16 protein-coding genes and 1 pseudogene are annotated in these 23493 nt (G+C 60.5%); 16 read left to right on the plus strand and 1 reads right to left on the minus strand.

From position 1 onward, the window contains the following. Positions 1–14 precede the first annotated feature (14 nt). The 10 genes from P3G59_RS08165 to P3G59_RS08210 all read left to right on the plus strand — a co-directional run bounded on the left by P3G59_RS08165 (position 15) and on the right by P3G59_RS08210 (position 15785). Positions 15–1577: a sigma-54-dependent transcriptional regulator gene (locus tag P3G59_RS08165; protein WP_277761160.1), complete on the plus strand. Its 1563-nt coding sequence runs from the start codon at positions 15–17 to the stop codon at positions 1575–1577. A 272-nt stretch (positions 1578–1849) separates the two neighbouring features. After that, positions 1850–2590 carry a flagellar basal body rod protein FlgF gene (locus tag P3G59_RS08170; RefSeq protein ID WP_277761161.1) on the plus strand — a complete coding sequence of 247 codons (741 nt, stop codon included), beginning with the start codon at positions 1850–1852 and terminating at the stop codon, positions 2588–2590. A gap of 45 nt (positions 2591–2635) precedes the next feature. Further along, entirely contained in the window at positions 2636–3421 is a 786-nt protein-coding gene (flgG, locus tag P3G59_RS08175; RefSeq protein ID WP_277761162.1) for a flagellar basal-body rod protein FlgG, read from the plus strand. Positions 3422–3473: 52 nt separating this feature from the next. After that, positions 3474–4169, plus strand: a complete 696-nt coding sequence (gene flgH, locus P3G59_RS08180) for a flagellar basal body L-ring protein FlgH (RefSeq protein WP_277761163.1) — start codon at positions 3474–3476, stop codon at positions 4167–4169. Positions 4170–4196: 27 nt separating this feature from the next. Further along, entirely contained in the window at positions 4197–5285 is a 1089-nt protein-coding gene (locus P3G59_RS08185) for a flagellar basal body P-ring protein FlgI (RefSeq protein WP_103305340.1), read from the plus strand. 11 nt (positions 5286–5296) lie between these two features. Further along, positions 5297–6589 (plus strand): flagellar assembly peptidoglycan hydrolase FlgJ, encoded by a 1293-nt coding sequence (gene flgJ, locus P3G59_RS08190; RefSeq protein ID WP_277761164.1) that lies wholly within the window; start codon positions 5297–5299, stop codon positions 6587–6589. A gap of 24 nt (positions 6590–6613) precedes the next feature. Beyond that, positions 6614–8659: a flagellar hook-associated protein FlgK gene (gene flgK / locus P3G59_RS08195; RefSeq protein ID WP_277761165.1), complete on the plus strand. Its 2046-nt coding sequence runs from the start codon at positions 6614–6616 to the stop codon at positions 8657–8659. Between the two features lie 13 nt (positions 8660–8672). Then, positions 8673–10241, plus strand: coding sequence for a flagellar hook-associated protein 3 (locus P3G59_RS08200; protein ID WP_277761166.1), 1569 nt, complete (start codon positions 8673–8675; stop codon positions 10239–10241). A 108-nt stretch (positions 10242–10349) separates the two neighbouring features. Beyond that, positions 10350–13943 (plus strand): glycosyltransferase, encoded by a 3594-nt coding sequence (locus P3G59_RS08205; protein WP_277761167.1) that lies wholly within the window; start codon positions 10350–10352, stop codon positions 13941–13943. 234 nt (positions 13944–14177) lie between these two features. After that, positions 14178–15785, plus strand: coding sequence for a calcium-binding protein (locus P3G59_RS08210; RefSeq protein ID WP_277761168.1), 1608 nt, complete (start codon positions 14178–14180; stop codon positions 15783–15785). Positions 15786–16439: 654 nt separating this feature from the next. Here P3G59_RS08210 and P3G59_RS08215 read toward each other — a convergent pair. Continuing rightward, positions 16440–17561, minus strand: a pseudogene (locus tag P3G59_RS08215) (IS481 family transposase); the annotation flags it as partial. Positions 17562–17946: 385 nt separating this feature from the next. Between P3G59_RS08215 and rfbF the strand changes: the two are divergent. From rfbF to P3G59_RS08245, 6 genes are read left to right on the plus strand one after another with little or no spacing between them, the layout of a single operon-like run. Further along, entirely contained in the window at positions 17947–18720 is a 774-nt protein-coding gene (gene rfbF / locus P3G59_RS08220; protein ID WP_093439605.1) for a glucose-1-phosphate cytidylyltransferase, read from the plus strand. Next, positions 18702–19784, plus strand: coding sequence for a CDP-glucose 4,6-dehydratase (gene rfbG, locus P3G59_RS08225; RefSeq protein ID WP_122844916.1), 1083 nt, complete (start codon positions 18702–18704; stop codon positions 19782–19784). Before rfbF ends, rfbG begins: the two co-directional genes overlap by 19 nt. Next, positions 19781–20341, plus strand: a complete 561-nt coding sequence (gene rfbC / locus P3G59_RS08230; RefSeq protein WP_277761169.1) for a dTDP-4-dehydrorhamnose 3,5-epimerase — start codon at positions 19781–19783, stop codon at positions 20339–20341. Before rfbG ends, rfbC begins: the two co-directional genes overlap by 4 nt. Then, the gene (locus tag P3G59_RS08235) at positions 20338–21564 is read left to right on the plus strand and encodes a class I SAM-dependent methyltransferase (protein WP_277761170.1); all 1227 of its coding nucleotides are present in this window, start codon (positions 20338–20340) and stop codon (positions 21562–21564) included. Before rfbC ends, P3G59_RS08235 begins: the two co-directional genes overlap by 4 nt. Beyond that, complete coding sequence (locus tag P3G59_RS08240; protein ID WP_277761171.1) at positions 21561–22412, plus strand: NAD(P)-dependent oxidoreductase; 852 nt, start codon at positions 21561–21563, stop codon at positions 22410–22412. The genes P3G59_RS08235 and P3G59_RS08240 overlap by 4 nt, the downstream gene beginning before the upstream one ends. Next, positions 22409–23479 (plus strand): class I SAM-dependent methyltransferase, encoded by a 1071-nt coding sequence (locus P3G59_RS08245; RefSeq protein WP_277761172.1) that lies wholly within the window; start codon positions 22409–22411, stop codon positions 23477–23479. Before P3G59_RS08240 ends, P3G59_RS08245 begins: the two co-directional genes overlap by 4 nt. Positions 23480–23493: the final 14 nt, after the last annotated feature.

Consider the following 23493-nt stretch of genomic DNA (forward strand, 5'->3'; position numbering starts at 1 on the left):
CACAGGTCATTTATATGCGCATCAAAGTCCACTGCCAGAACCGCATCGGCATCCTGCGCGACATTCTCAACCTGCTTGTCGCTTACGGGATCAACGTGGCGCGCGGCGAGGTCGGTGGCGAGCACGGTAATGCGATCTACCTGCACTGCCCGAACCTGATCAATATCCAGTTCCAGGCGCTTCGTCCAAAGTTCGAGGCGATCGCCGGGGTGTTCGGCGTCAAGCGGGTAGGGCTGATGCCCAGCGAGCGACGGCACATGGAGTTGAACGCGTTGCTCGGCGCTCTGGAGTTTCCGGTGTTGTCGATCGACATGGGCGGCTCGATCGTCGCCGCCAACCGAGCGGCGGCGCAGTTGCTCGGGGTGCGGGTCGATGAAGTGCCGGGCATTCCGCTGTCGCGTTACGCCGAGGATTTCGACTTGCCGGAACTGGTGCGCGCCAATAAATCGCGAATCAACGGCATGCGGGTCAAGGTCAAGGGCGACATCTTTCTGGCTGACATCGCGCCACTGCAGTCGGAGCACGACGACAGCGAGGCCATGGCCGGCGCGGTGCTGACCTTGCATCGCGCCGACCGTGTTGGCGAGCGCATCTACAACGTGCGCAAGCAGGAGCTGCGTGGCTTCGACAGCATCTTTCAAAGTTCGAAAGTCATGGCTGCCGTCGTGCGTGAAGCGCGGCGTATGGCCCCGCTGGATGCACCGTTATTAATTGAAGGCGAAACCGGTACTGGCAAGGAATTGCTCGCGCGCGCTTGCCACCTCGCCAGCCCGCGCGGACAGTCGCCGCTGATGGCGCTCAACTGCGCAGGCTTGCCGGAGTCGATGGCCGAGACCGAGCTGTTCGGTTATGGCCCCGGTGCCTTCGAAGGGGCGCGGGCCGAAGGCAAGCTCGGGCTGCTGGAGTTGACGGCGGGCGGTACGCTGTTTCTTGACGGTGTCGGTGAAATGAGCCCGCGCTTGCAAGTGAAGTTGCTGCGTTTTCTGCAGGATGGTTGCTTCCGTCGCGTCGGCAGCGATGAAGAGGTTTATCTGGATGTGCGGGTGATCTGCGCCACTCAGGTGGACTTGTCGGAGCTGTGCGCGCGGGGCGAGTTTCGTCAGGATTTGTACCACCGATTGAACGTGCTCTCCCTACACATTCCGCCGCTGCGCGAATGCCTCGACGGGTTGACCCCACTGGTCGAGCATTTCCTTGATCAGGCCAGTCGGCAGATCGGCTGTTCGCTGCCGAAACTGGCGCCGGCGGCGATGGACCGGCTCAGTCATTACCATTGGCCGGGCAACGTGCGACAACTGGAGAACGTGCTCTTCCAGGCGGTTTCACTGTGCGATGGCGGTACGGTGAAAGCTGAACATATTCGTCTGCCGGATTATGGTGTGCGTCAGCCGCTTGGCGATTTCTCGCTGGAAGGTGGGCTGGATGAAATTGTCGGGCGCTTCGAGAAAGCCGTGCTGGAGCGCCTGTATTCCGAGCATCCGAGCAGTCGGCAACTGGGCAAGCGGTTGGGCGTTTCGCATACGACGATTGCCAATAAGCTCCGCGAATACGAAGTGGGCAAAGAGCCTGAAGCCTAAGATCAAAAGATCGCAGCCTTCGGCAGCTCCTACAGTTGGAATGCGGATTCCTGTAGGAGCTGCGGCACGCTGCGATCTTTTGATCTATTGCCGCGAAGCGGCATAACACCGCCGGTTTTTCGACTTCGATACATTTCCACAATCCCCGCAAAACCTTCCAAGTCCTTTGTTTACCGGGCCTTTGGCCGTCAGGAAAAAGTTGGTCTGCAAATTGCTTATGGCTCAGCAGTACAGCGGTGGGCGGCAAACGTCCGGCATGCAGAGGAAAGAGTGTGGACAAGTACCTTTATGTGGCAATGACCGGCGCCAGCCAGAACGCACTGGCGCAGAAGGCTCATGCCAACAACCTGGCGAACATCTCCACCAACGGTTTTCAGCGCGACCTGGAGCAGGCGCGTTCGATGCCGGTGTTCGGTGACAGCTTTCCGGCGCGTGCGTTTGCCCTGAGCGAACGGCCCGCCACCGATTTCACCCCGGGCTCGCTGGTGCAGACCGGTCGTGACCTCGACGTCGCGGTCACCGGTAACGGTTTCATTGCCGTGCAGAACCCTAACGGCGGCGAAAGCTACGTGCGCACCGGCAGCCTCAACGTTGACGCCCTCGGCGTTCTGCGTGCCGGCAACGGCATGCCGGTGATGGGCAATGGCGGTCCGATCGCCGTGCCGCCCGAGCAGCAGATCGAAGTCGGTGAAGACGGCACCATCAGCATTCGTGCGATGGGCGAAGGCCCGCGCGTCATGGCGGAAGTCGACCGCATCAAGCTGGTCAACCCGGACATCAAGAACATGAACAAGGGCCTTGACGGCTCGATCTACACCAAGGACGGCCAGCCTGCGCCGGCCGACGCCAACGTCAAACTGGTGTCGGGTTTCCTGGAGTCGAGCAACGTCAACGCCGTTGAAGAGATGACCTCGGTGCTGGCATTGGCCAAGCAGTTCGAGTTGCACGTCAAGATGATGAACACCGCCAAAGACGACGACCAGGCCATGGCTCGGGTCTTGCAGATCAGCTAATTATCAGAACGTCGCGCCGAAAAACAGGCGCACGAGGAGAATCGAATGCTTCCGGCTCTATGGGTTGCCAAAACCGGTCTGTCCGCCCAGGACACCAACCTGACCACCATTTCCAACAACCTGGCGAACGTGTCGACCACGGGTTTCAAACGTGACCGCGCCGAGTTCCAGGACCTGCTGTATCAGATCAAGCGTCAGCCAGGCGCCCAGTCGACTCAGGACAGCGAACTGCCGTCGGGTCTGCAAGTGGGTACCGGTGTGCGCATCGTCGGCACCCAGAAAAACTTCACCGCCGGCAGCCTGCAAACCACCGAGCAGCCGCTGGACATGGCCATCGACGGTCGCGGTTTCTTCCAGATTCTGCAGCCGGACGGCACCACGTCCTACACCCGTGACGGTACTTTCCACCTCGACTCCAACGGCCAGATCGTCAACGCCAGCGGTTTCGCCCTGGAACCGGCCATCGTCATTCCGAACGATGCTCAGACCTTTACCGTTGGCCGTGACGGCACCGTTTCCGTTTCCATCGCCGGTAACCCGGCTGCTCAGGTGATCGGCAACCTGCAAACCGCCGACTTCATCAACCCGGCCGGTCTGCAAGCCGTGGGCAACAACCTGTTCCTGGAAACCGCCGCTTCCGGCGCGCCGCAAGTCGGCACCCCGGGCCTGAACGGTTTCGGCACCACGCTGCAGAACACCCTGGAAACCTCCAACGTCAGCACCGTTGAAGAGATGGTCAACATGATCACCACTCAGCGCGCTTACGAGATGAACTCCAAGGTGATCTCCACCGCCGACCAGATGCTCTCGTTCGTAACGCAGAATCTGTAATCAAGTCTATGAGGCGGCCATGAGGTCGCCTGCAACACCGTGAGGTAGGGTCATGAATCGCTTCGTATCTGTTCTGGCATTGAGTGGAGTCGTCTCGCTCGCGGGCTGCGTCGCCCCGACGCCCAAGCCCAATGACCCTTACTACGCCCCGGTGTTGCCGCGCACGCCGCTGCCGGCTGCGGCCAATAACGGCTCGATCTATCAGGCCGGTTTCGAACAGAACCTGTACAGCGACCGCAAGGCGTTCCGGGTCGGTGACATCATCACCATCACCCTGAACGAGAAGACCCAGGCGAGCAAAAACGCCAACTCGCAAGTGGCCAAGAACAGCAAGACCGGCATCGGCCTGACCTCGCTGTTCGGCGGCAGCGGTACCACCAACAATCCGTTGGGCGGTAACGATTTGAGCCTGGACGTCGGCTACAGCGGCGACCGCGCGACCAAGGGCGACAGCAAGGCGGCGCAGGGCAACACCCTGACCGGCTCGATCACCGTGACCGTGGCCGACGTTTTGCCTAACGGCATCATTGCCGTACGCGGCGAGAAGTGGATGACCCTCAACACCGGCGATGAGCTGGTGAGGATTGCCGGTCTGGTGCGTGCCGATGACATCGCCACTGACAACACCGTGTCGTCGACCCGTGTCGCCGATGCACGCATCACCTACTCGGGCACCGGTTCGTTTGCCGATGCGAGTCAGCCAGGCTGGTTCGACCGTTTCTTCCTCAGCCCGCTGTTCCCTTTCTAGGTGGCTACGTTGAATTTCAAGAGCCTCATGCTGGCCGCTGTTATGTTGTCGGCGGCCTTCAATGCACAAGCCGAGCGGCTGAAAGATATCGCCAGCATTTCCGGCGTGCGTTCCAACCAGTTGATCGGTTACGGCCTGGTGGTCGGGCTTAACGGCACCGGTGACCAGACGACGCAAACCCCGTTCACCCTGCAGACCTTCAACAACATGCTCTCGCAGTTCGGCATCAAGGTGCCGCCGGGATCGGGTAACGTGCAGTTGAAAAACGTTGCGGCGGTGTCGGTGAGTGCCGATCTGCCGGCGTTCGCCAAGCCGGGTCAGCAAGTCGATATCACCGTGTCTTCCATCGGTAACTCCAAGAGCCTGCGCGGCGGCACCCTGTTGCTGACTCCGCTCAAGGGTATCGACGGCAACGTCTATGCCATCGCTCAGGGCAACCTGGTGGTTGGCGGTTTTGATGCCGAAGGTCGCGACGGTTCGAAGATCACCGTCAACGTTCCGTCGGCCGGTCGCATTCCGGGCGGTGCCTCGGTGGAGCGTTCGGTACCGAGCGGTTTCAATCAAGGCAATAGCCTGACGCTGAACCTCAACCGTTCCGACTTCACCACGGCCAAACGTATCGTCGACAAGATCAACGACATGCTCGGCCCTGGCGTTGCGCAAGCCATTGACGGCGGTTCGATCCGTGTCACTGCGCCGCTCGATCCGAGCCAGCGCGTCGACTACTTGTCGATCCTGGAAAACCTCGAAGTCGATCCGGGTCAGGCGGTGGCGAAAGTCATCATCAACTCGCGGACCGGCACCATCGTCATCGGCCAGAACGTGAAGGTCTCGCCAGCCGCCGTGACCCACGGCAGCCTGACCGTGACCATCACCGAAGACCCGATCGTCAGCCAGCCCGGCCCTCTGTCCAATGGTCAGACTGCGGTCGTGCCGCGCTCGCGGGTGAATGCCGAGCAGGAAGCCAAACCGATGTTCAAGTTCGGCCCGGGCACCACCCTCGACGAAATCGTCCGTGCGGTGAACCAGGTCGGCGCGGCGCCGGGTGACTTGATGGCCATTCTCGAAGCCTTGAAGCAGGCCGGCGCGTTGCAAGCCGACCTGATCGTGATCTGAGGCCGACACTTATGGATATGCGCAAAAGCGGTCTGGTCAATAGCAGCGATTCGGGCTCCTACTCGGACCTCAACCGCCTGAACCAGCTCAAGGTCGGCGACAAGAACAGCGATGCGAACATGCGCAAGGTGGCGCAGGAATTCGAATCGCTGTTCCTCGGCGAAATGCTCAAGTCGATGCGTTCAGCCACCGAAGCGCTAGGCCAGGACAACCCGCTCAACACGCCGGCGGCCAAGCAGTATCAGGAAATGTACGACCAGCAACTGGCCGTTTCCATGTCCCGCGAGGGCGGTGGTATCGGTCTGGCCGACGTGCTGATGCGCCAGATGTCGAAGAACAAACCGATGGCGCCGGGCGAGGCCGCTGCCGCGTCCGCCGCCAAGCAGGAAGAAGCCAAGGCGAAAGCTGCAGCCGTGGTCACACCGGTTGCCGCTGGTACCGTTGCCACCAATGGCCCGTTGTCGCGGCTCAATGGCGAGCGTCCGTTGTGGGCGTCGCGTTCGGTGAATGCACCGAATACGCAACTGGCCCATCGCAACGACATGGAGCTGATCAATCAGCGTCGTCTGGCTTTGCCGCCGAAACTGGCTGATCGTCTGCTCGCCGGCCTGGTGCCGTCGGCTACGCCGGCAGCCACCACGCAATTGCCGCAGCGCGCGAACAGCACCGCCACAACCGGCGCCGGTCCGCTGTACAACGGCGACTGGCTGGCCCGCGCCGAGAGCGAAAAAGCCTCTGGCGGGCAGATGCAGATTTACGGTCGCGCCGTGGCACAGATTCCGTTGGCGCCAGCGAAGAAAGCCTTCAGTTCCGCCGACGAGTTCGTCAACACCATGCTGCCGATGGCCAAGGAAGCGGCCGACCGCATCGGCGTCGATCCACGTTATCTGGTGGCGCAAGCGGCGCTGGAAACCGGTTGGGGCAAGTCGGTCATGCGTGCTCAGGATGGCAGCAGCAGCCACAACCTGTTCGGCATCAAGGCGAGCAGTAACTGGAAGGGCGATTCGGCCCGGGCGATCACCAGCGAGTTCCGCAATGGCGAGATGGTCAAGGAGACGGCCGAGTTCCGTTCCTACGCCTCGTACAAGGACAGCTTCCACGATCTGGTGACTTTGCTGCAGAGCAATAATCGCTATCAAGATGTCGTGAAGTCTGCCGATAACCCAGAACAGTTTGTACGCGAGTTGCAAAAGGCCGGTTACGCCACCGACCCGAACTACGCAAGCAAGATTTCGCAGATAGCCAAGCAGATGAACAGTTTCCAAAACTACGCTGCGGCGGGTGTATCCACCACGCCTTTTTAAGGCACAAGGTATAAGGTCTGAACCATGAGTTTGCTCAATATCGGGATGTCGGGACTGTCGGCCAGCCAGTCCTCTTTGGCTACGACAGGCAACAACATTGCCAACGTCGACACCGCCGGTTATTCACGTCAGCAAACCGTGCAGGGCACCAAATCCTCGCAGCAGTTCGGCACCGTGTTCATCGGTACCGGCACCACCCTGGCTGACGTGCGCCGGGTGTACAACTCGTACCTGGAAAGCCAACTGCACACGGCCACCTCGCTCGACAGCGAATCGGCCGCGTTTCTGGCGCAAGCCACGCCGCTGGACTCCATGTTGTCGGACACCAACACCGGCCTGACCGGTGTGCTGCAAAAATTCTTCACCACGATGCAGGGCGTTTCGACCTCGGCGACTGATGACACCTCCCGTCAATCGGTGCTGACCGGTGCGCAGGCGCTGACCAGTCGTTTCAACACCATCGCCAAACAGCTCAACGACCAGAACACCACCATCAATGGCAGCCTGGGCGACATGACGTCCCAGGTGAACAAGCTGGCCACCTCGATTGCCAACCTGAACCAGAAGATCGGTGAGATCTCCACCAGCGGTGGTGCGCCGAACGATCTGCTCGACAGCCGCAACGAAGCCGTACGCCAGCTCTCCGAGCTGACCGGTGCACAGGTCGTCGAGCGCGGCACCAGTTTCGACGTCTACATCGGCAGCGGTCAGCCGCTGGTGATCGGCAACACCACCAACACGCTGAGCATGGTCGCGAGCAAAGACGATCCGTCGCGCATGGCCATCCAGATGGATCGCGGTTCGAGCACCATCGACATCACCTCGGCGATGAGCGGTGGCGAAATCGGCGGCCTGCTGACTTACCGCAAAGAGGTCCTTGACCCGTCGCTCAACGAGCTGGGCCGAGTGGCGCTGGTAATCGCTGATCAGGTCAACAGCCAGCAAGCGCAGGGCATCGACAAGAACGGTGACTTCGGCGCGGCGATTTTCAACAACATCAACAGTGCCGCACTGGTCAGTTCGCGCAGCATCGCGCAGTCGGGCAACAGCACCGGTTCCGGTAACCTCGATGTCACCATCAAGGACACCGGCAAGCTGACCACCAGCGATTATCAAGTGACCTTCACCAGCGCCACTGACTACACCGTCAAGCGCTCCGACGGCACCGACCTGGGCGCCTTCAGCACCACAACCAATCCGCCGCCAGTGATCGACGGTTTCACCCTCGCCCTCAAGGGTGGTGCGTTGAGCGCCGGTGACAGCTTCAAAATCACCCCGACCCGCAATGCGGCCGCGAGCATCCAGACGGTGCTCACTGATCCGAAGAAAATCGCTGCAGCCGGTCCGTTGACCGGTGTGGCCAGCGCCAACGGTCTGGGCACTTACACTCAGCCGACGCTCAGCAGCAAGATCGATATCTACAACCCGACTGCCCAGGCTGACATGCAGGCGGCGCTGAAGAACTCGACGCCGGTCAAGCTGGTGTTCGGTGCGGTCTCCGGGGGCAGCCAGTCTTACTCTTTTGTGGATGCCAAGGGCGGCCTCATCAGCAGCGGCACTATCGTTCCCGGTCAGGCGAACACGCTGGACCTGAAGGTCGGCATCGTCGATGCCAGCGGCAACCCGGTGATGGACACCAGCGTTACGCCGAACGTACAGAAAACCTTCTCCGTGCAGACCACTGTGGGCGGCACGCCGAAGTCCGGCGAAACCTTCACCCTGAACCTGACCGGTGCGGCGTCTTCGGACAACCGCAACGCGCAATCGCTGGTCGCCCTGCAAACGGCGCAGACCGTCGATACCGGTTCGGCGAGCAAGGGCATCAGCCTGACCGACGCCTACAACAAGCTGGTGACCAACGTCGGTACCAAGACTGCCCAAGGCAAGTCCGACAGCGCCGCGACCACGGCGATTCTGGATAACGCCAAAGGCGCGCGCGATTCGCTGTCCGGGGTCAACCTGGATGAAGAAACCGGCAACCTGGTCAAATATCAGCAGTACTACACAGCGTCTTCGCAGATCATCAAAGCTGCGCAGGAAACTTTCGCCACGCTGATCAACAGCCTTTAAGGAGTCGTAATTCATGCGCATTTCCACCGCCCAGTATTACGGCACGCAAGCGTCGGACTATCAGCGTAACTTCAACAAGGCTGTCGCCACCGCCAGCGAGGCGAGCAGCCTGCAGCGCATCACCAATGCGTCCGATGATCCGATCGGTGCCGGGCGTTTGCTGCAACTGGGTCAGCAAGCCGCGATGCTGGATCAGTACGGTACCAACATCAACAGCGCCAAGAGTGCGTTGAACGTGCAGGAATCCACGCTGGATGCCATCACCACGGCTTTGGGGCGTGCCAAAGAGCTGGCCCTGGCCGCGAACAACGGCACCGCGACTGACAAGGACCGCCAGGCTTACGCCTCGGAACTGGGCGAGATCCAGCAACAAGTGCTGGGTCTGATGAACGCCAAGGATGCCAACGGCAATTACCTGTTCTCCGGCTCGAAAACCGATACCGCACCGTATTCGAAAAATGCCGACGGCACGTTCTCTTACAACGGCGACCAGACCACCATCAATCTGGGCATCGGCGATGGCATGACCGTCGGCACCAACACCACCGGTTGGGATGCGTTTCAGCAAACCATCAACACCGGTCGCACCAACACCCAGATGACCGCTCCGGCGGTGGATGACGGTCGTGTGGTGCTGTCCAACGGTACTGTTGGCACCGCTGCAACCTACGACGCCAAGTTTACTGCCGGCCAGCCTTACACCGTTGCTTTCGTCAGCAGCACCCAGCTGAAAATCACCGATGCCCTGGGCAACGACGTGACCGCCGAGGCAAGCCAGAATGGCCTGGTCAGCAACAGCAGCGGCGCCAACCAGACGGTCAGCTTCCGTGGCGTCGACATGAAGCTGAACATCAACCTGAAGGCCGGTGACACCAACCCGGATGCCGTCATTACCGGGCACAGCTTCCAGCTGTCGGCTTCGCCAGACTCGTTCACCACCACGCGCAATCCGGGCAACCCGTCGACGACCGTCATCACCGGCTCCACTATCACCGACCAGGCCGCCTACACCGCGGCATTTCCGCAGGGTGGCGCCGTTCTCAAGTTCACCAGTGCCACCGCTTTCGATTTGTACGCGGCGCCGGTCACGGCCGACAGCAAGCCGGTATCGTCGGGCACAGTGGCCGGTAGTAACGCGACAGCCGCGGGTGTGACTTTCGCCTTGGGCGGCACGCCGGCGGCGGGCGATCAGTTCTCGATCCAGCCAAACAATCACCAGACCCAGAACGTGCTCGACACCCTGGGCCAGATGATCACGGCGCTGAACACGCCGGTCGATGGCGATCCGGTCGCCAAGCAGAAACTGCAGGGCGCCATGGAGGCAGGCCTCGGCAACATCGACGCCGCTGCCAACCAGATTGGTACCTCCGTCACCACCATTGGTGCGCGCGGCCAGTCGCTGGACATGCAGACCACCACCAACTCGAGTTTGAGCACAGCGAACTCCACGACCCAAGGCTCGATCCGTGATTCGGATCCGGCCGAAGTCATGACCCGCCTGACCTTGCAGCAAACCATGCTGCAAGCTGCGCAACTGGCGTTCAGCAAGATCAGTCAGTTGGGTCTGTTCAACAAGATCTGACGGTGGGCGGGCGCGTGAGCGCCCGTTTGCCCTGTCCCTCAGTTAATGTTTTTTAGCGGTATCAGGGCTCGCTTTTTCGAGCAGGCTCGTACCGCCTGTGAGCCCGCCGTGAATTCACTCCCCCTCGTCAGCATTGCCATTCCCGCCTTCAATCCGCGCTTTTTCGAACGGACGCTGAACAGTGCCGTCAGCCAGAACTACGGCAATCTCGACATCGTTGTGTGCGATGACAGTCGTGGCAACGAGATCGAAGACATCGTCACATCGGTGATGGCGCAGACAGGCGCGGTGGTGCGATACGTGCGCAACCCACGTACGTTGGGACTGGTCGGTAACCTGAAGGTCTGCCTTGAGCAGTCCCGGGGCGAGTTCATCAAGTTCCTGTGTGACGATGATCTGCTCTATTCGGCGTGTATCGAACAGCAGGCCCATGAGCTGCGCCGCGAGGAAGTCAGTCTGGTGGTGGCGCAGCGGCTGCTGTGGGATGCCAACGACATCATCCTGCCGGCACGTCTGGAAAACAGCTCGTTGTCGCCGGCCAGTGGCTTGCTCAAGGGCGACGATGTACTGAGCATCTTTGAAAAATTTCCGGTCAACGTGCTCGGCGGTTTCAGCAGCGCAATGTTCCGGCGCGCGGATGTCGCCGAATTGTTGCCGGCCCTGACCGAAGACGCTGCCTGCTTCGTCGCGACCCTGGATTTTGCCTTGTATGTCTGCCTGCTGCGGCGCGGCAACCTGGTGGTCTCCAACAATGTGCTGAGTGCCGAGCGACTTTACCCCGAGCGTCTGAGCGCGCAGCAACCGATGAAAGACGCGGCGGAGATCGAGCGCGAGTGGATCTCGCAAATGCTCAAGGTCCGCAGTGGCGAGTCGGCGCCGGCGCCGGGCTGGGTTCGTTATGTGCAGTTGACCAAGGCGGACGAGTCGCCTCGGGTCTGGGAAGAGCTGCCGCTGAGCCGTACCCTCGGCACCAAGCAGAGCCGTCAGGAACTGGGCGTCGGTGTCGACAGCTTCAGTTTCGGTGAACTCTACGCGCAATGGCTGGCCGTTCGGGTGCTGACCGAGGCGCAGCGCCAATGGCTGCCGGAAACCCTCGCGAACTGGTCGCATCAGCCGCGCATCGTGCCGATCATCATTGATGCCCAAGGCAGTCGCGATGGCCTGGAGCGCACCCTTGAGGCACTCGCCGCTCAGGATTACCCGCCGGAGCTGGTGCTGGTGTTGTCCTCGGTGTGTAGCGAAGCGCAACTGGACGGTCGGGTGTTCCGCATGCCGTTGCAGGATGACGGTCTGGAGCAGATCAACGCCCTGTTGCCGCAACTGGAAGGCGCCGACTGGTTTTATCTGCTGCAGCCGGGTGATTGCCCGGTAGCGCCGGCGCTGTTGGTCATGGCCGATCGCATTGTCCACTCGCGAGCACTGACGTGTCTGTACAGCGACGAAGGCAGCCTGCGTGGTGGCGAGTCCGCTGAGCCTGCGTTCAAGCCGGATTTCAACCTCGACCTCATGCGCAGTTACCCTTACGTCGGGCGGGCCCTGGCGTTCCAGCGCGAACGGTTTCTGGCGCTCGGCGGTTTTACCTGGACGTTCGCCGAACTGGCGCCCCACGATGTGCTGTGGCGTATGGTTGAAAGCGATGGCCTGCAAGTGGTCGGGCACATTGCTGAAGTGTTGCTGGAGTCGAAGTTCGATCTCTCGCAATGGCTCACTGATCCTGGCGTTGTGCAGCAAAGTCCGCGAATCCTCGAAGCGCATCTGCAACGTCTCGGCATCGCTCACGAAATTCGCGACGCTAACAGCGGGCTGCTCAATCGTGTCGACTATCACCACGCCCGACGCCCGCTGGTGACGGTGCTCATTGTCACGCAGGACCAGACCGCCGCCTTGCAGCGCTGCGTCGAGACACTGCTGGAAAAGACCGCCTACACCGAGTACGAATTGCTCCTGGTCGACAACGGTAGCGAAAGCGCCGAAGCGCTGGCGTGGCTGGAGGGTATGGCGCAAATGGGCAGCGAGCGGATGCGTGTGCTGAGGTATCCGCAAAAGGGCAATGCGGCAGCGGTGCACAACTTTGCCGTCAGCCAGGCGCGCGGTGAGTATGTGCTGATGCTCAATGCCTTTGCGGTGATTACCCAGAGCGACTGGCTCGACGAACTGCTCAATCATGCGCAACGCCCGGAGGTCGGGGTAGTCGGCGCCAAGCTGTTCAGCCCGGACGGTGGCGTGCTGCACGCGGGTCTGATTCTTGGCTTGAACGGGCCGGTCGGGTTGCCGTTCTATGGTCAGCCGATGCAGTCGGAAGGGTACATGCACCGCCTGCAAGCGGTGCATGACCTGAGTGCCGTCGGCGGTGATTGCCTGATGATTCGCAAGTCGGTGTTCGAAGCCGCCGGCGGGCTGGACGAACAGGACCTCAAGCAAACGCTCAATGTCGTTGACCTGTGTCTGCGCGTTGGCCGTGACGGTTATCTGGTGGTGTTGAACCCTCATGCGGTGCTCGCCGTGGGGGCACGGCCAAGTGCGGTGGCGACGCCCGAGGAGGAAGCGCAGCACATCGAGGAGAGGGATACGTTTTACCAGCGCTGGCTGCCGCTGGTGGCGCGCGATCCGGCCTACAACGTCAACCTGACGTTGCAGGGCGTGGGCGCCACCAACTTCAGTCTGGAGCCGGGCCTGCGCACCGGTTGGAGTGCGTTCTCCAAGGCACAGTTGCCCAATCTGCTGGTGGTACCGATCAACGCTTCCGCCATCGGCCATTACCGCATGAGCCAGCCGATGATCGAACTGGAAGCGGCCAATCGGGCAGAAGGGCGCATTTGCTACGGCTTGCCGTCGATCATCGATATCGAACGTCAGTCGCCTGATGTGATCGTCCTGCAAGGGCGCTACTCGGAGCACGCCATCGATGAAATTCCCCCGCTGAAGAAGTACTTCAACGCTCGACGGATCTTCGAACTCGACGACTATGTCATCGACGTCCCCCACCGCAATGCGCACATCCGTAACATGCCGAGCAAGCAGGACATGGAGCGTATGGTGCGGCGTGCCATCGGGCTGTGTGATCGCGCGGTGGTATCCACCGCGCCGCTGGCCAACGCGCTGGCGGACATGCATCACGACATTCGTGTCGTCCCTAACATGTTGGCCAAGGACTTGTGGGGCCACCTGCGCAGCCAGCGTCGGACCTCGAAGAAACCGCGGGTCGGCTGGGGCGGCGGCACCAGTCACCACGGTGATCTGGCGGTGATCGCCGAGGTCGTTCGTGAACTGGCCAATGAAGTCGACTGGGTGTTTTTCGGCATGTGCCCGGATGACCTGCGTCCCTACATGCATGAGTTCCATGGCGTCATCGGCCTTGACGTGTACCCGGCGAAACTGGCCAGCCTCAACCTCGATCTCGCGTTGGCGCCGCTGGAATTCCATATCTTCAACGACTGCAAGAGCAACTTGCGGCTGCTGGAATACGGCGCCTGCGGATACCCGGTGATCTGTACCGACACCGAGGCCTATCGCGGTTACTTGCCGTGCACCCGGATCAAGACCAACAGCACGGATGAATGGCTGCAAGCGATCCGCATGCACCTGGCGGATCCGGATGCCAGTTATCGCATGGGTGATGAATTGCGTGAGGTGGTGCTGCGCGATTACGTGTTGCGCGGCGATAACCTGCGGTATTGGGAATACGGCTGGCTGGCCGATTGATCGAGGCAGGCGTGATCAACAGAAAGCAGGCGACTTTGATAGTCGCCTGTTTTTTTTTGCTTTTGAGAATCGTCCTTGCATCCGTTTCGATACAAATTTTTGCCGAGGCTCAAGCTTCTCGTATTGGCAGTCGATAGCTTTTTATTCGTTTATTCATCAGGCAGGGATCGCAGGCTGGAATGGTCTCTCTCCGCCGACAGCACCGTTTTCAACAACAGCGCAAGGAAGACGTAAATGTCAGTAGTAAATGGAACGAGTGAAGCGGACGTCCTGTTGGGCACCGAGGGCAATGACGAACTCTATGGACTGGAGTCGGATGATGTACTGATCGGCAATGCAGGCGCTGATGTGCTGGATGGCGGTGCCGGTAACGACTGGCTGTGGGGCGGCGATGGCGCCGATCGTTTCGTCGGTGGCGAGGGTTACGATACCGTCAGCTACAGCGACAGCCTTGAGGGCGTCAGAGTCGAAGACTTCACCAACTACGACGGCCTGACCATTGCCTACGGTGACACCTTCACCGGCATTGAAGCGCTGCAGGGTTCGGGCTTCGATGATGTGATTTATCGTCACAAAGACTTTATGAGCATCGATGGTGCTGACGGCCATGACACCGTGAGTTATCGCTACGCTTTCGATCCGGTCAACCTTTTGATCGGTGGCGGCGTCAATGCGGCGGGCGACACCCTGATCAACGTAGAAGAGGTCATTGGTTCCAGCTGTGCCGACCACTTCACCGTGAACGCCAGTGGCGTGACCGTTGCCGGCGGCGGTGGTGATGATGTCTACACGATCAACAGCGCTGACGTGGCCATCGAGGAAGTCGAAGGCTACATGGGCGGTACCGATCACGTGTTCACCAGCCTGTCCGAGTTGAGACTGGGCGCGTTCGTAGAAAACCTGACCTATGTCGGAAGCGCGGACTTCATCGGCTACGGCAATGACGAGAACAACACCATTGTCTCGGGCGCCGGTAACGATGTGCTGTTGGGGGGTGCAGGCGCCGACAATTTTGACGGTGGCGCCGGTATCGACATCGTCAGCTACGACGACAGTACCGAGGGCTTGAGCGCTTCGTTGAAGTGGGGTGCGCAGAGCGGTATTGCATTCCACGACGTCTACATCGATATCGAAGGCCTGCGCGGCAGCCAGTTCAATGACGTGCTGGAAGGCGACTGGGGCGATAACATTCTTGAGGGTGGGGCGGGCGACGACCAGATTCAGGGTGGCGACGGCGACGATCACCTCTATGGTGGCCTGGCGTCCGGTCTTGATGTCGCCGGTCAGTCCGATAGCCTGTCGGGGGGCGCCGGTGATGACGTTATCGTTGGTGCGGCCAATGATCTGTTCACCTGGGCCAGCGGTGACGATGGCAATGACAGCATCACGCTGGGGCGAGGGTTGGCTTTCGGCGGCGAGGGTAATGACGTGCTGACCGGCACTGGCAGTGACTACAGCCTGCAGGGTGATGGGGGGAATGATGTGTTGATTCTTAACCTTGCCGGTCAGTCGAATGCCGGCGGCAGTGCGTATGGCGGGCAGGGCGATGACACTTACGTGGTGAACACCACCGGGCTGGTGACGATCAAGGATGAGGGGCTGGATATCAACGACACGCTGATCCTGAATACGATCGCCAATGCCAGTCAGTTGAGTGTGACCCGTATTGGCAACGATGCTTATCTGCACAGTGCCAATGACGGTAGCAGCGGGGTGCCGGACAACGGTGTGAAACTGGCGGATTGGTATGCCGGGTTCAACACCATCGAGCATCTTCAGACTGCGGATGGTCAGGCCTTTGAGCTGCCGGTGAGCGGTGATGCGTTTGCGATGTTTGGGTAGTCGTTCAGTCTGGTGATCTGGCTTGTCTGGGGCTTGGCGGCCTTTGGGCCGACCATGCTCTTGGTGTTTTGGGTGTATATCCGTTGCTGCGGGGGGTGCTGATTAGGGTTCCGCCCTTACGGCGGGTCACTTTTTCCAGACGCCGAAAAAGTAACCAAAAAGGCTTGCTCCTACGTGCGGCCCGCTCGCTGGGGCTCGGGGTTCCTTCGCTCCGGGATCCATCCGGGGGGCATCGCCTACGGTTTGCTTCGCTGCACCTCCTCTCGATGTGTTTGGCTGCGCCAAACGGTCGCTGCGCTCCCACCCCCGGATGAATCCCTCCGCTCAGCCTTCCGATGTCGCCTTACAGATCAAAAGCTGCAGCCGAGCTAACGCTCATCCTGTTGAGTGGTGAGGAGCACAGCGTGCTCGGCTTTGGATTTGTGGTGGATTTGCCCCTCATCGGAACGCCGCCCGCCCAGCCCTCTCCCGGAGGGAGAGGGGGCCGATTTGTGTGCTTTTCAAAGCCTGAGTTCAACGCGGTATCGCACGTCGGCGTACTTCTGCCAAACACCTCGGTCAGTCCCCTCTCCCTCTGGGAGTGTATGTACCGGAGACATGGTGGACACATGTTCGGAGACATGGTGGACGGTTTTAGATCTTCTTACCTGCCGTAACGATCTGCAAGTTCAAGTCGATTCGGGCAATACGATGTCTACTCCAGTAGACATCGTGGATGCCATCTTCCGTCGTTTCCCGGATAGCTACTGACCTCCCGTAAAAAGCTTTTCCGACTGTGTATTCACGGTTCCGCCAGTAGATCTCGCCCTTCACCTGAACCTTCCTGACCACATCCCCATCGTCGTACTCCGGCGCCGCGGGTTGCTCCTGATATTCCCGTGGGCTGCTGCTGTAGCGAGTAGCAGGCACCTGCATGTCCAACGCTTGATGTGGACGCTTCTGGTTGTAGATATCACGCCAGATATCAAACGCCCGTTGTGCACCGTTGAGATCAATAAAATGTCGGTCTCGCAGGACTTCATTTTTCAGGCTGCGGTGGAAGCGTTCCAGCTTTCCTTGGGTTTGCGGATGATAAGGTCGAGAGTGCCCGACCTTGATGCCCTGACTCATCAGCCAGACCTCCAGCGCGGTATAAACGCCAGTCTGGTCACCCCAGGGTGAACCGTTGTCCATCGTCATGCGCAAAGGCAGACCATGACGCCGAAAGACCCGGATTAGATGCTCCTGAACGGTTTCACGTCGCTCATCGAGGCAGGCCGCGATACACAGCGAAAACCGCGAATGATCGTCCAGTATCGTCAACGGATGGCAACGTCCCTGAGCCAGGCTGATATGGCCCTTGAAGTCCATCTGCCAAAGATCGTTGGGCGCTTCATGCTCGAAGCGGATAAACGGTTTAATCTCAGCGGCCTTTGAATCAACGCGTGAATGACGCTGTAAAACCGCATGCACGGTACTGACCGAAGGCATTACTACGCCGCTGTCTTCCAGCACACGTTTGAGCTTGCGAGCGCCCCAAGCCGCGTATTCCTCACTCACGGTCAGAATCTGCTGCTCAACCTCTTCAGCGCAGCGTTTGGGTGACGTCTTCGGTCGTCGAGACTGATCGATCAAGCCCTCTGCACCTGAAGTTTCAAACCTGTTGAGCCATTTGTAGGCAGTGCTTGGGCTGATATTGAATCGGCGGCAAAGCTGCCGGACATTGGCTCCTTCTTGCCGAGCCAAATGCACGAACTCTGAACGAAGCTGCACGGTGGACACCTCTTCCCAGGACACAGGTCATCTCCTTGGTGATGAGCAATGTGTCTATTAAAAAGTGTCCACCATGTCTCCGAACACCTGTCCACCATGTCTCCGGTACATACAGGGAGAGGGTTAGGGTGAGGGGCTTTTGATCTGTTTCAGAATCTGAGTTCGGCCCGGTATTTCACGTCGGCGTAATTCTTCCAAACGCTTCGGTCAGTCCCCTCTCCCTGTGGGAGAGGGTTAGGGTGAGGGGCTTGTGGAGCTGGCGCGTTTCCTGCAAGTCCCCTGTAAATCGCCATAAAACGAGCGCTCGCGGTCACTGCATCAGCGCCCGGAACGGCAAAAGGTTTAGCCAGAAGGTCCGCGCCGCTCAAGCAAGCCGTGCGCAGCCCGGTGTAGAACAAGAGGGGAGACGATGAAGGCAGTTATTTTGGCGGGTGGCCTCGGCACGCGCATCAGTGAAGAGTCGCACCTCAAGCCCAAGCCAATGATCGAGATCGGTGGCAAGCCAATTCTCTGGCACATCATGAAGCAGTATTCCGCCCACGGAATTCACGACTTCGTGATCTGCCTCGGCTACAAGGGCTATGCGATCAAGGACTTCTTCGCCAACTATTTTCTGCACACCTCTGACGTCACCTTCAACATGCGCGAAAACCGCATGGACGTGCATCAGAATTACAGCGAGCCGTGGAGTGTCACCCTCATCGACACCGGTGAAGAAACCATGACCGGTGGCCGTCTGCTGCGCGCTGGCCGTTATCTGAAGGATGAAGAGGCGTTCTGCTTCACCTACGGCGACGGCGTTTCCGATATCAACATTGCGCAGCTCGTGGATTTCCACAAAGGCCACGGCCGTCTCGCGACCGTCACTGCCGTGCAACCGCCGGGTCGTTACGGCGCCCTTGAGCGTCAGGGCGATCAGGTGCTGGGCTTTACCGAAAAACCTCGTGGTGACGGTGGCTGGATCAACGGCGGCTTCTTCGTGCTTTCGCCGAAAGTGCTGCCGTACATCGCCGATGACGCGACCACCTGGGAGGCCGAACCGTTGGCGCGTCTGGCCGCGGACGAACAACTGAAAGCCTTCGAACACGAAGGTTTCTGGCATCCGATGGACACCTTGCGCGACAAGAACCATCTCGAAGCGCTGTGGCAGAGCGGGGAGGCCCCATGGAAGCAATGGGCCTGAGTGCGGATTTCTGGCGCGGCAAACGCGTTCTCGTCACCGGACACACCGGTTTCAAAGGCAGCTGGCTGACCCTGTGGCTGCAAAGCCTCGGCGCGCAAGTCAGCGGTTTCTCTCTCGATCCGTCGACTGAACCGAGTCTGTTTGAACTGGCGCGGGTGCACGAAGGCATCAACGATCAACGCGGTGATCTGCGGGATCTTGGCGCTTTGCTGGAAATCATCGCCGACACCGAGCCTGAGATCGTTCTGCACCTGGCCGCGCAGCCGTTGGTGCGCGAAGGCTATCGCGATCCGCTCGGCACTTACTCCAGCAACGTTATGGGCACGCTGAACCTGCTTGAAGCGATTCGGCAGGTCGGTTGCGTGCGCGCTTGCGTGCTGGTCACCACCGACAAGGTCTACGCCAACAAGGAATGGCTGTGGCCGTACCGCGAAGACGAAGCCCTCGGTGGCCACGATCCTTACAGCAGCAGCAAGGCTTGCTGTGAGTTGCTCGCACAATCTTATGCCGCGTCGTTCTTCCCGGCGGACAAGTACGCCGAACACGGTCTGGCCCTGGCCACCGCGCGCGCTGGCAACGTCTTGGGCGGCGGCGATTTTGCCCCAGAGCGCCTGATTCCCGACGTGCTCAAAGCGTGGACCGCCGACGAGCCGGTGACCTTGCGCTACCCGCAAGCCGTACGCCCGTGGCAGCACGCGCTGGAGCCGCTGGCCGGCTACCTGCAACTGGCCGCCGGCCTCTACGAGCAGGGCCCGGAATACGCCGGTGCGTGGAACTTCGGCCCGGGCGAGGCGGACATGTGCAGCGTTGGCGAAGTGGTCGAACTGCTCGCCAGCCGCTGGCCGCAGGCGCGTGGTCTGCGCATTGAGAAAAGCGAATTGCACGAGGCGGGGCTGTTGCGTCTGGACAGCAGCCGCGCGCGCCAACTGCTCGGCTGGCAACCGCGCTGGACCTTGCAGGCATGCCTGACCCAGACCCTCGACTGGCACTTGGCGTGGCAGAACGGCGATGACATGCGCAACGTCACCCTCGGTCAACTGAACCTGTACCGAGGCGCGCTGTGAGCGAGTTTTCCCTGAAAGCGTTGCCGCTGGCCGGGTTGTTCAGCGTCCAGCACAAACGTTTCGAAGATCAGCGCGGGCACTTCGCCCGGCTGTTCTGCGAAGGCAGCCTGAGTGCGTTCGGCAGCGAATTTCATATCCGCCAGATCAACCATTCCTGCACTCGCGAGAAGGGCAGTGTGCGGGGTCTGCATTATCAGAATGGCAACGCCCCGGAAGCCAAACTGATCACCTGTCTGCGCGGTGAAGTGTGGGACGTGGCGGTGGATCTGCGTCCTGACTCCGCGACTTTTCTGCATTGGCACGCCGAGCACCTGCGGGCCGGCGACGGTCGCAGCCTGTTGATCCCGGCCGGGTTCGCCCACGGTTTCCAGACCCTGACCGAGGACGCCGAACTGCTTTACCTGCACAGCGCCGATTACGCGCCGGAGCACGAAGGCGGTCTGTCGGTGAATGATCCACGGCTGGCGATTGCCTGGCCGTTGCCTGTCAATAATTTGTCAGCGCGTGATTCCAGCCATCCCGCGCTCGATCAACACTTTGCTGGAGTGCGTCTATGAACTGCCGTGGGTGCGCCGCACCGCTGAGCCTGCCGCTGATCGATCTCGGCACCTCGCCGCCGTCCAACGCCTACGTCCACGCTGATCGCCTGGAGCAGGCCGAGCAGTGGGTGCCGCTGAAAGTCGCGGTGTGCCAGCAATGCTGGCTGGTACAGACCGAGGATTACACCAGCGCCGACAGCTTGTTCGATGCTGAGTACGCCTATTTCAGTTCGTTCTCCAGCACCTGGCTGGCCCATGCCGAGCGCTACGTCGCCGAGATGGTCGAGCGCTTCGGTCTGAACGCCAACAGCCGCGTGGTGGAAGTCGCCGCCAACGATGGTTATCTGCTGCAATACGTGGCCGGTCGCGGCATTCCTTGCCTGGGTGTTGAGCCGACCCGCAGCACCGCACAAGCGGCGCGGGAAAAGGGCCTGGAGATTCGCGAGCTGTTCTTTGGTCGCGACACGGCCAGGCAGTTGCACAGCGAAGGCTGGGGCGCTGACCTGATGGCGGCCAACAACGTGCTCGCCCATGTGCCGGACATCAACGATTTCCTCGGTGGGTTCGCCGCGCTGCTCAAGCCGACCGGCGTGGCCACCTTCGAATTTCCGCAACTGCTGACGCTGATGGCTGGCGCGCAGTTCGACACGCTGTATCACGAGCACTATTCCTATCTGTCGCTGACCGCCGTGCAGGCCCTGTGCGAGCGCAATGGCCTGGAAGTCTTCGACGTCAGCCAACTGACCACCCATGGCGGTTCGTTGCGCGTGTTTGTCCAGCGCAAGGACGGTGAACGCCGCGCGGTGCAAGCGGCGGTGCAACAACAGCTGCAGGCCGAGCTTGAGGCCGGAGTGAAAACCACCGAGTACTACGCCAGCCTCGCGCCCGCCGCTGAACGCATCAAGCATGACTTGCTGCGCTTTCTGTTGCAGGCCAAGGCTGACGGTAAACGTGTGGTCGGTTACGGCGCGGCGGCCAAGGGCAACACCTTGCTCAACTACGCCGGGGTCAAACCCGACCTGCTGGCCTGGGTCGCCGATGCCAACCCGCACAAGCAGGGCAAGTTCATGCCGGGGAGCCGCATTCCGATTGTGGCGCCGGCGCAGATTGATATCGATAAACCGGATTACGTGCTGGTGCTGCCATGGAACCTGCTGCACGAAGTCAGCCAGCAACTGGCGCAAGTGCGTCAGTGGGACGGCCGCTTCGTGATCGCCGTGCCTGAGTTGAAAGTGCTGTGAAGGTTCTGGTCACGGGCGCCACAGGCTTCGTCGGTCGGCATCTGGTCGCGGCGTTGCTGGCGCGTGGCTGCGCTGTTCGTGCGGTAGCGCGTAACGCGCAAACTGCGCAGGGCATGCCGTGGATCAACGACGTCGAATTCGTGAGCGCGGATATTCACGCCGCCGATCTCGATATCCACGCGTTGACCGATGGCATCGACGCGTTGGCGCATCTGGCCTGGCCGGGCTTGCCGAATTACCGGGCGCTGTTCCATTTCGAACACAACCTGATGGCCGATTACCGCTTTATCAAAAGTACGGTCGAGGCAGGCGTGAAGCAGGTTCTGGTGACCGGCACCTGTTTCGAATACGGCATGCAAAGTGGGCCACTCAGCGAGAACACCGAGCCACAGCCGAGCAATCCTTACGGTCTGGCCAAGCACACGCTGCACCTGTTTTTGCAAAATCTGCAGCAAGAGCACCCGTTTACTTTGCAGTGGGCGCGCCTGTTCTATTTGCACGGCGAAGGGCAGAACCCCAACAGTCTGTTGGCGGCGCTGGATCGGGCGATCGATGCCGGCGAGCCATCGTTCAACATGTCGGCGGGTGAGCAGTTACGCGATTTTCTGCCGATTGAAAACGCGGCCGGTTACCTCGCCGCGATCCTGCAAAAAACCGACTTCAACGGCGTGATCAATTGCGCCAGCGGCCAACCGGTCTCCGTGCGTGCGTTGGTCGAACAACGCCTGCGCGAACGCGACGTGTCGCTGCATCTGAACCTCGGCCACTACCCATACCCAACCCACGAACCGCTGGCGTTCTGGGCGGTGACCGAGCGTTTGCAACAGTTACTGGGAGAGCCGCAATGAAGCACGAGTTGTACCGGGTCACCGACCTGCCGGTGCTGCAGAACCGCACCTTTGCCGATGCCGCGTCGGCACAGGCCTCGGCCAGTGCCGACATGCTGTTGGTGCAGGACGAGCGCAGCGGTCTGATCTTCAACGCAGCGTTCGACGCCGACAAGCTCAGCTACGATGCCGATTACCAGAATGAGCAGGCGCATTCCGGGCAGTTCCAGAAGCACTTGAGTGACGTTGAAGGCATCATTGCCAAGCACTTCAAGGGGCAGGAGCTGATCGAAGTCGGCTGCGGCAAAGGCTATTTCCTTGAGTTGCTCAAGGGCCTCGGTTATTCGATCACCGGCATCGACCCGGCGTATGAAGGCGAAAGCGCCGACGTGATCAAGGCGCCGTTCACCCGTGGTCTCGGGCTCGCGGCAGACGCCATCGTCCTGCGCCATGTGCTGGAGCACATTCAGGATCCAGTGAGCTTCCTCGCCGAAATCGCCAACGCCAATCAGGGTGGGCAAATCTACATTGAAGTGCCTTGCTTCGACTGGATTCTCGAGCACAAAGCCTGGTTCGACCTGTTTTACGAACACGTCAATTATTTCCGCCTCGATGACCTGCGCCGGATGTTCGGCACCGTGCATGAGGCCGGTCACCTGTTCGGTGGCCAATACCTGTACATCGTCGCTGACCTGTCGACGTTGCGTCTGACCCCGGAACAACCGGTGCCGCGCCTTGCACTGCCTGACGGGTTCACTGCCAGCCTCGACCGTGCGGTGCAGATCATTCAGTCCGCCCCCGAGCAGGGTTCGGCGATCTGGGGCGCCTCGTCCAAAGGCGTGATCTATTCGCTGTTCCTGCAACGCGCAGGTGTGGCAGTGGATCGTGTGGTGGATATCAACCCGGCCAAGCAGGGGCGTTATCTGCCATTGAGCGGCGCACGGGTGTCCTCGCCACAAGAGGCGATGGACGCGCTGCCGCAAGGCGCCCACCTGTTTGTGATGAATTCCAATTACCTCGAAGAGATCAAGCGGATGACCGGTGGACGCTACGTCTATCACGCCGTCGACAGCGCTTCGTTTCAGTGACCCTTGAGATTATT

The sequence above is a fragment of the Pseudomonas sp. A34-9 genome (assembly GCF_029543085.1).
Classification (GTDB): Bacteria; Pseudomonadota; Gammaproteobacteria; order Pseudomonadales; family Pseudomonadaceae; genus Aquipseudomonas.

What these genes read in the sequence shown, in the direction of transcription:
- P3G59_RS08165 (WP_277761160.1), top strand. Translation starts at nt 15, where the DNA reads ATGCGCATCAAAGTCCACTGCCAGAACCGCATCGGCATCCTGCGCGAC.
- flgG (WP_277761162.1), top strand. Translation starts at nt 2,636, where the DNA reads ATGCTTCCGGCTCTATGGGTTGCCAAAACCGGTCTGTCCGCCCAGGAC.
- flgH (WP_277761163.1), top strand. Translation starts at nt 3,474, where the DNA reads ATGAATCGCTTCGTATCTGTTCTGGCATTGAGTGGAGTCGTCTCGCTC.
- P3G59_RS08185 (WP_103305340.1), top strand. Translation starts at nt 4,197, where the DNA reads ATGCTGGCCGCTGTTATGTTGTCGGCGGCCTTCAATGCACAAGCCGAG.
- flgJ (WP_277761164.1), top strand. Translation starts at nt 5,297, where the DNA reads ATGGATATGCGCAAAAGCGGTCTGGTCAATAGCAGCGATTCGGGCTCC.
- flgK (WP_277761165.1), top strand. Translation starts at nt 6,614, where the DNA reads ATGAGTTTGCTCAATATCGGGATGTCGGGACTGTCGGCCAGCCAGTCC.
- P3G59_RS08200 (WP_277761166.1), top strand. Translation starts at nt 8,673, where the DNA reads ATGCGCATTTCCACCGCCCAGTATTACGGCACGCAAGCGTCGGACTAT.
- P3G59_RS08210 (WP_277761168.1), top strand. Translation starts at nt 14,178, where the DNA reads ATGTCAGTAGTAAATGGAACGAGTGAAGCGGACGTCCTGTTGGGCACC.
- rfbF (WP_093439605.1), top strand. Translation starts at nt 17,947, where the DNA reads ATGAAGGCAGTTATTTTGGCGGGTGGCCTCGGCACGCGCATCAGTGAA.
- rfbG (WP_122844916.1), top strand. Translation starts at nt 18,702, where the DNA reads ATGGAAGCAATGGGCCTGAGTGCGGATTTCTGGCGCGGCAAACGCGTT.
- P3G59_RS08235 (WP_277761170.1), top strand. Translation starts at nt 20,338, where the DNA reads ATGAACTGCCGTGGGTGCGCCGCACCGCTGAGCCTGCCGCTGATCGAT.
- P3G59_RS08245 (WP_277761172.1), top strand. Translation starts at nt 22,409, where the DNA reads ATGAAGCACGAGTTGTACCGGGTCACCGACCTGCCGGTGCTGCAGAAC.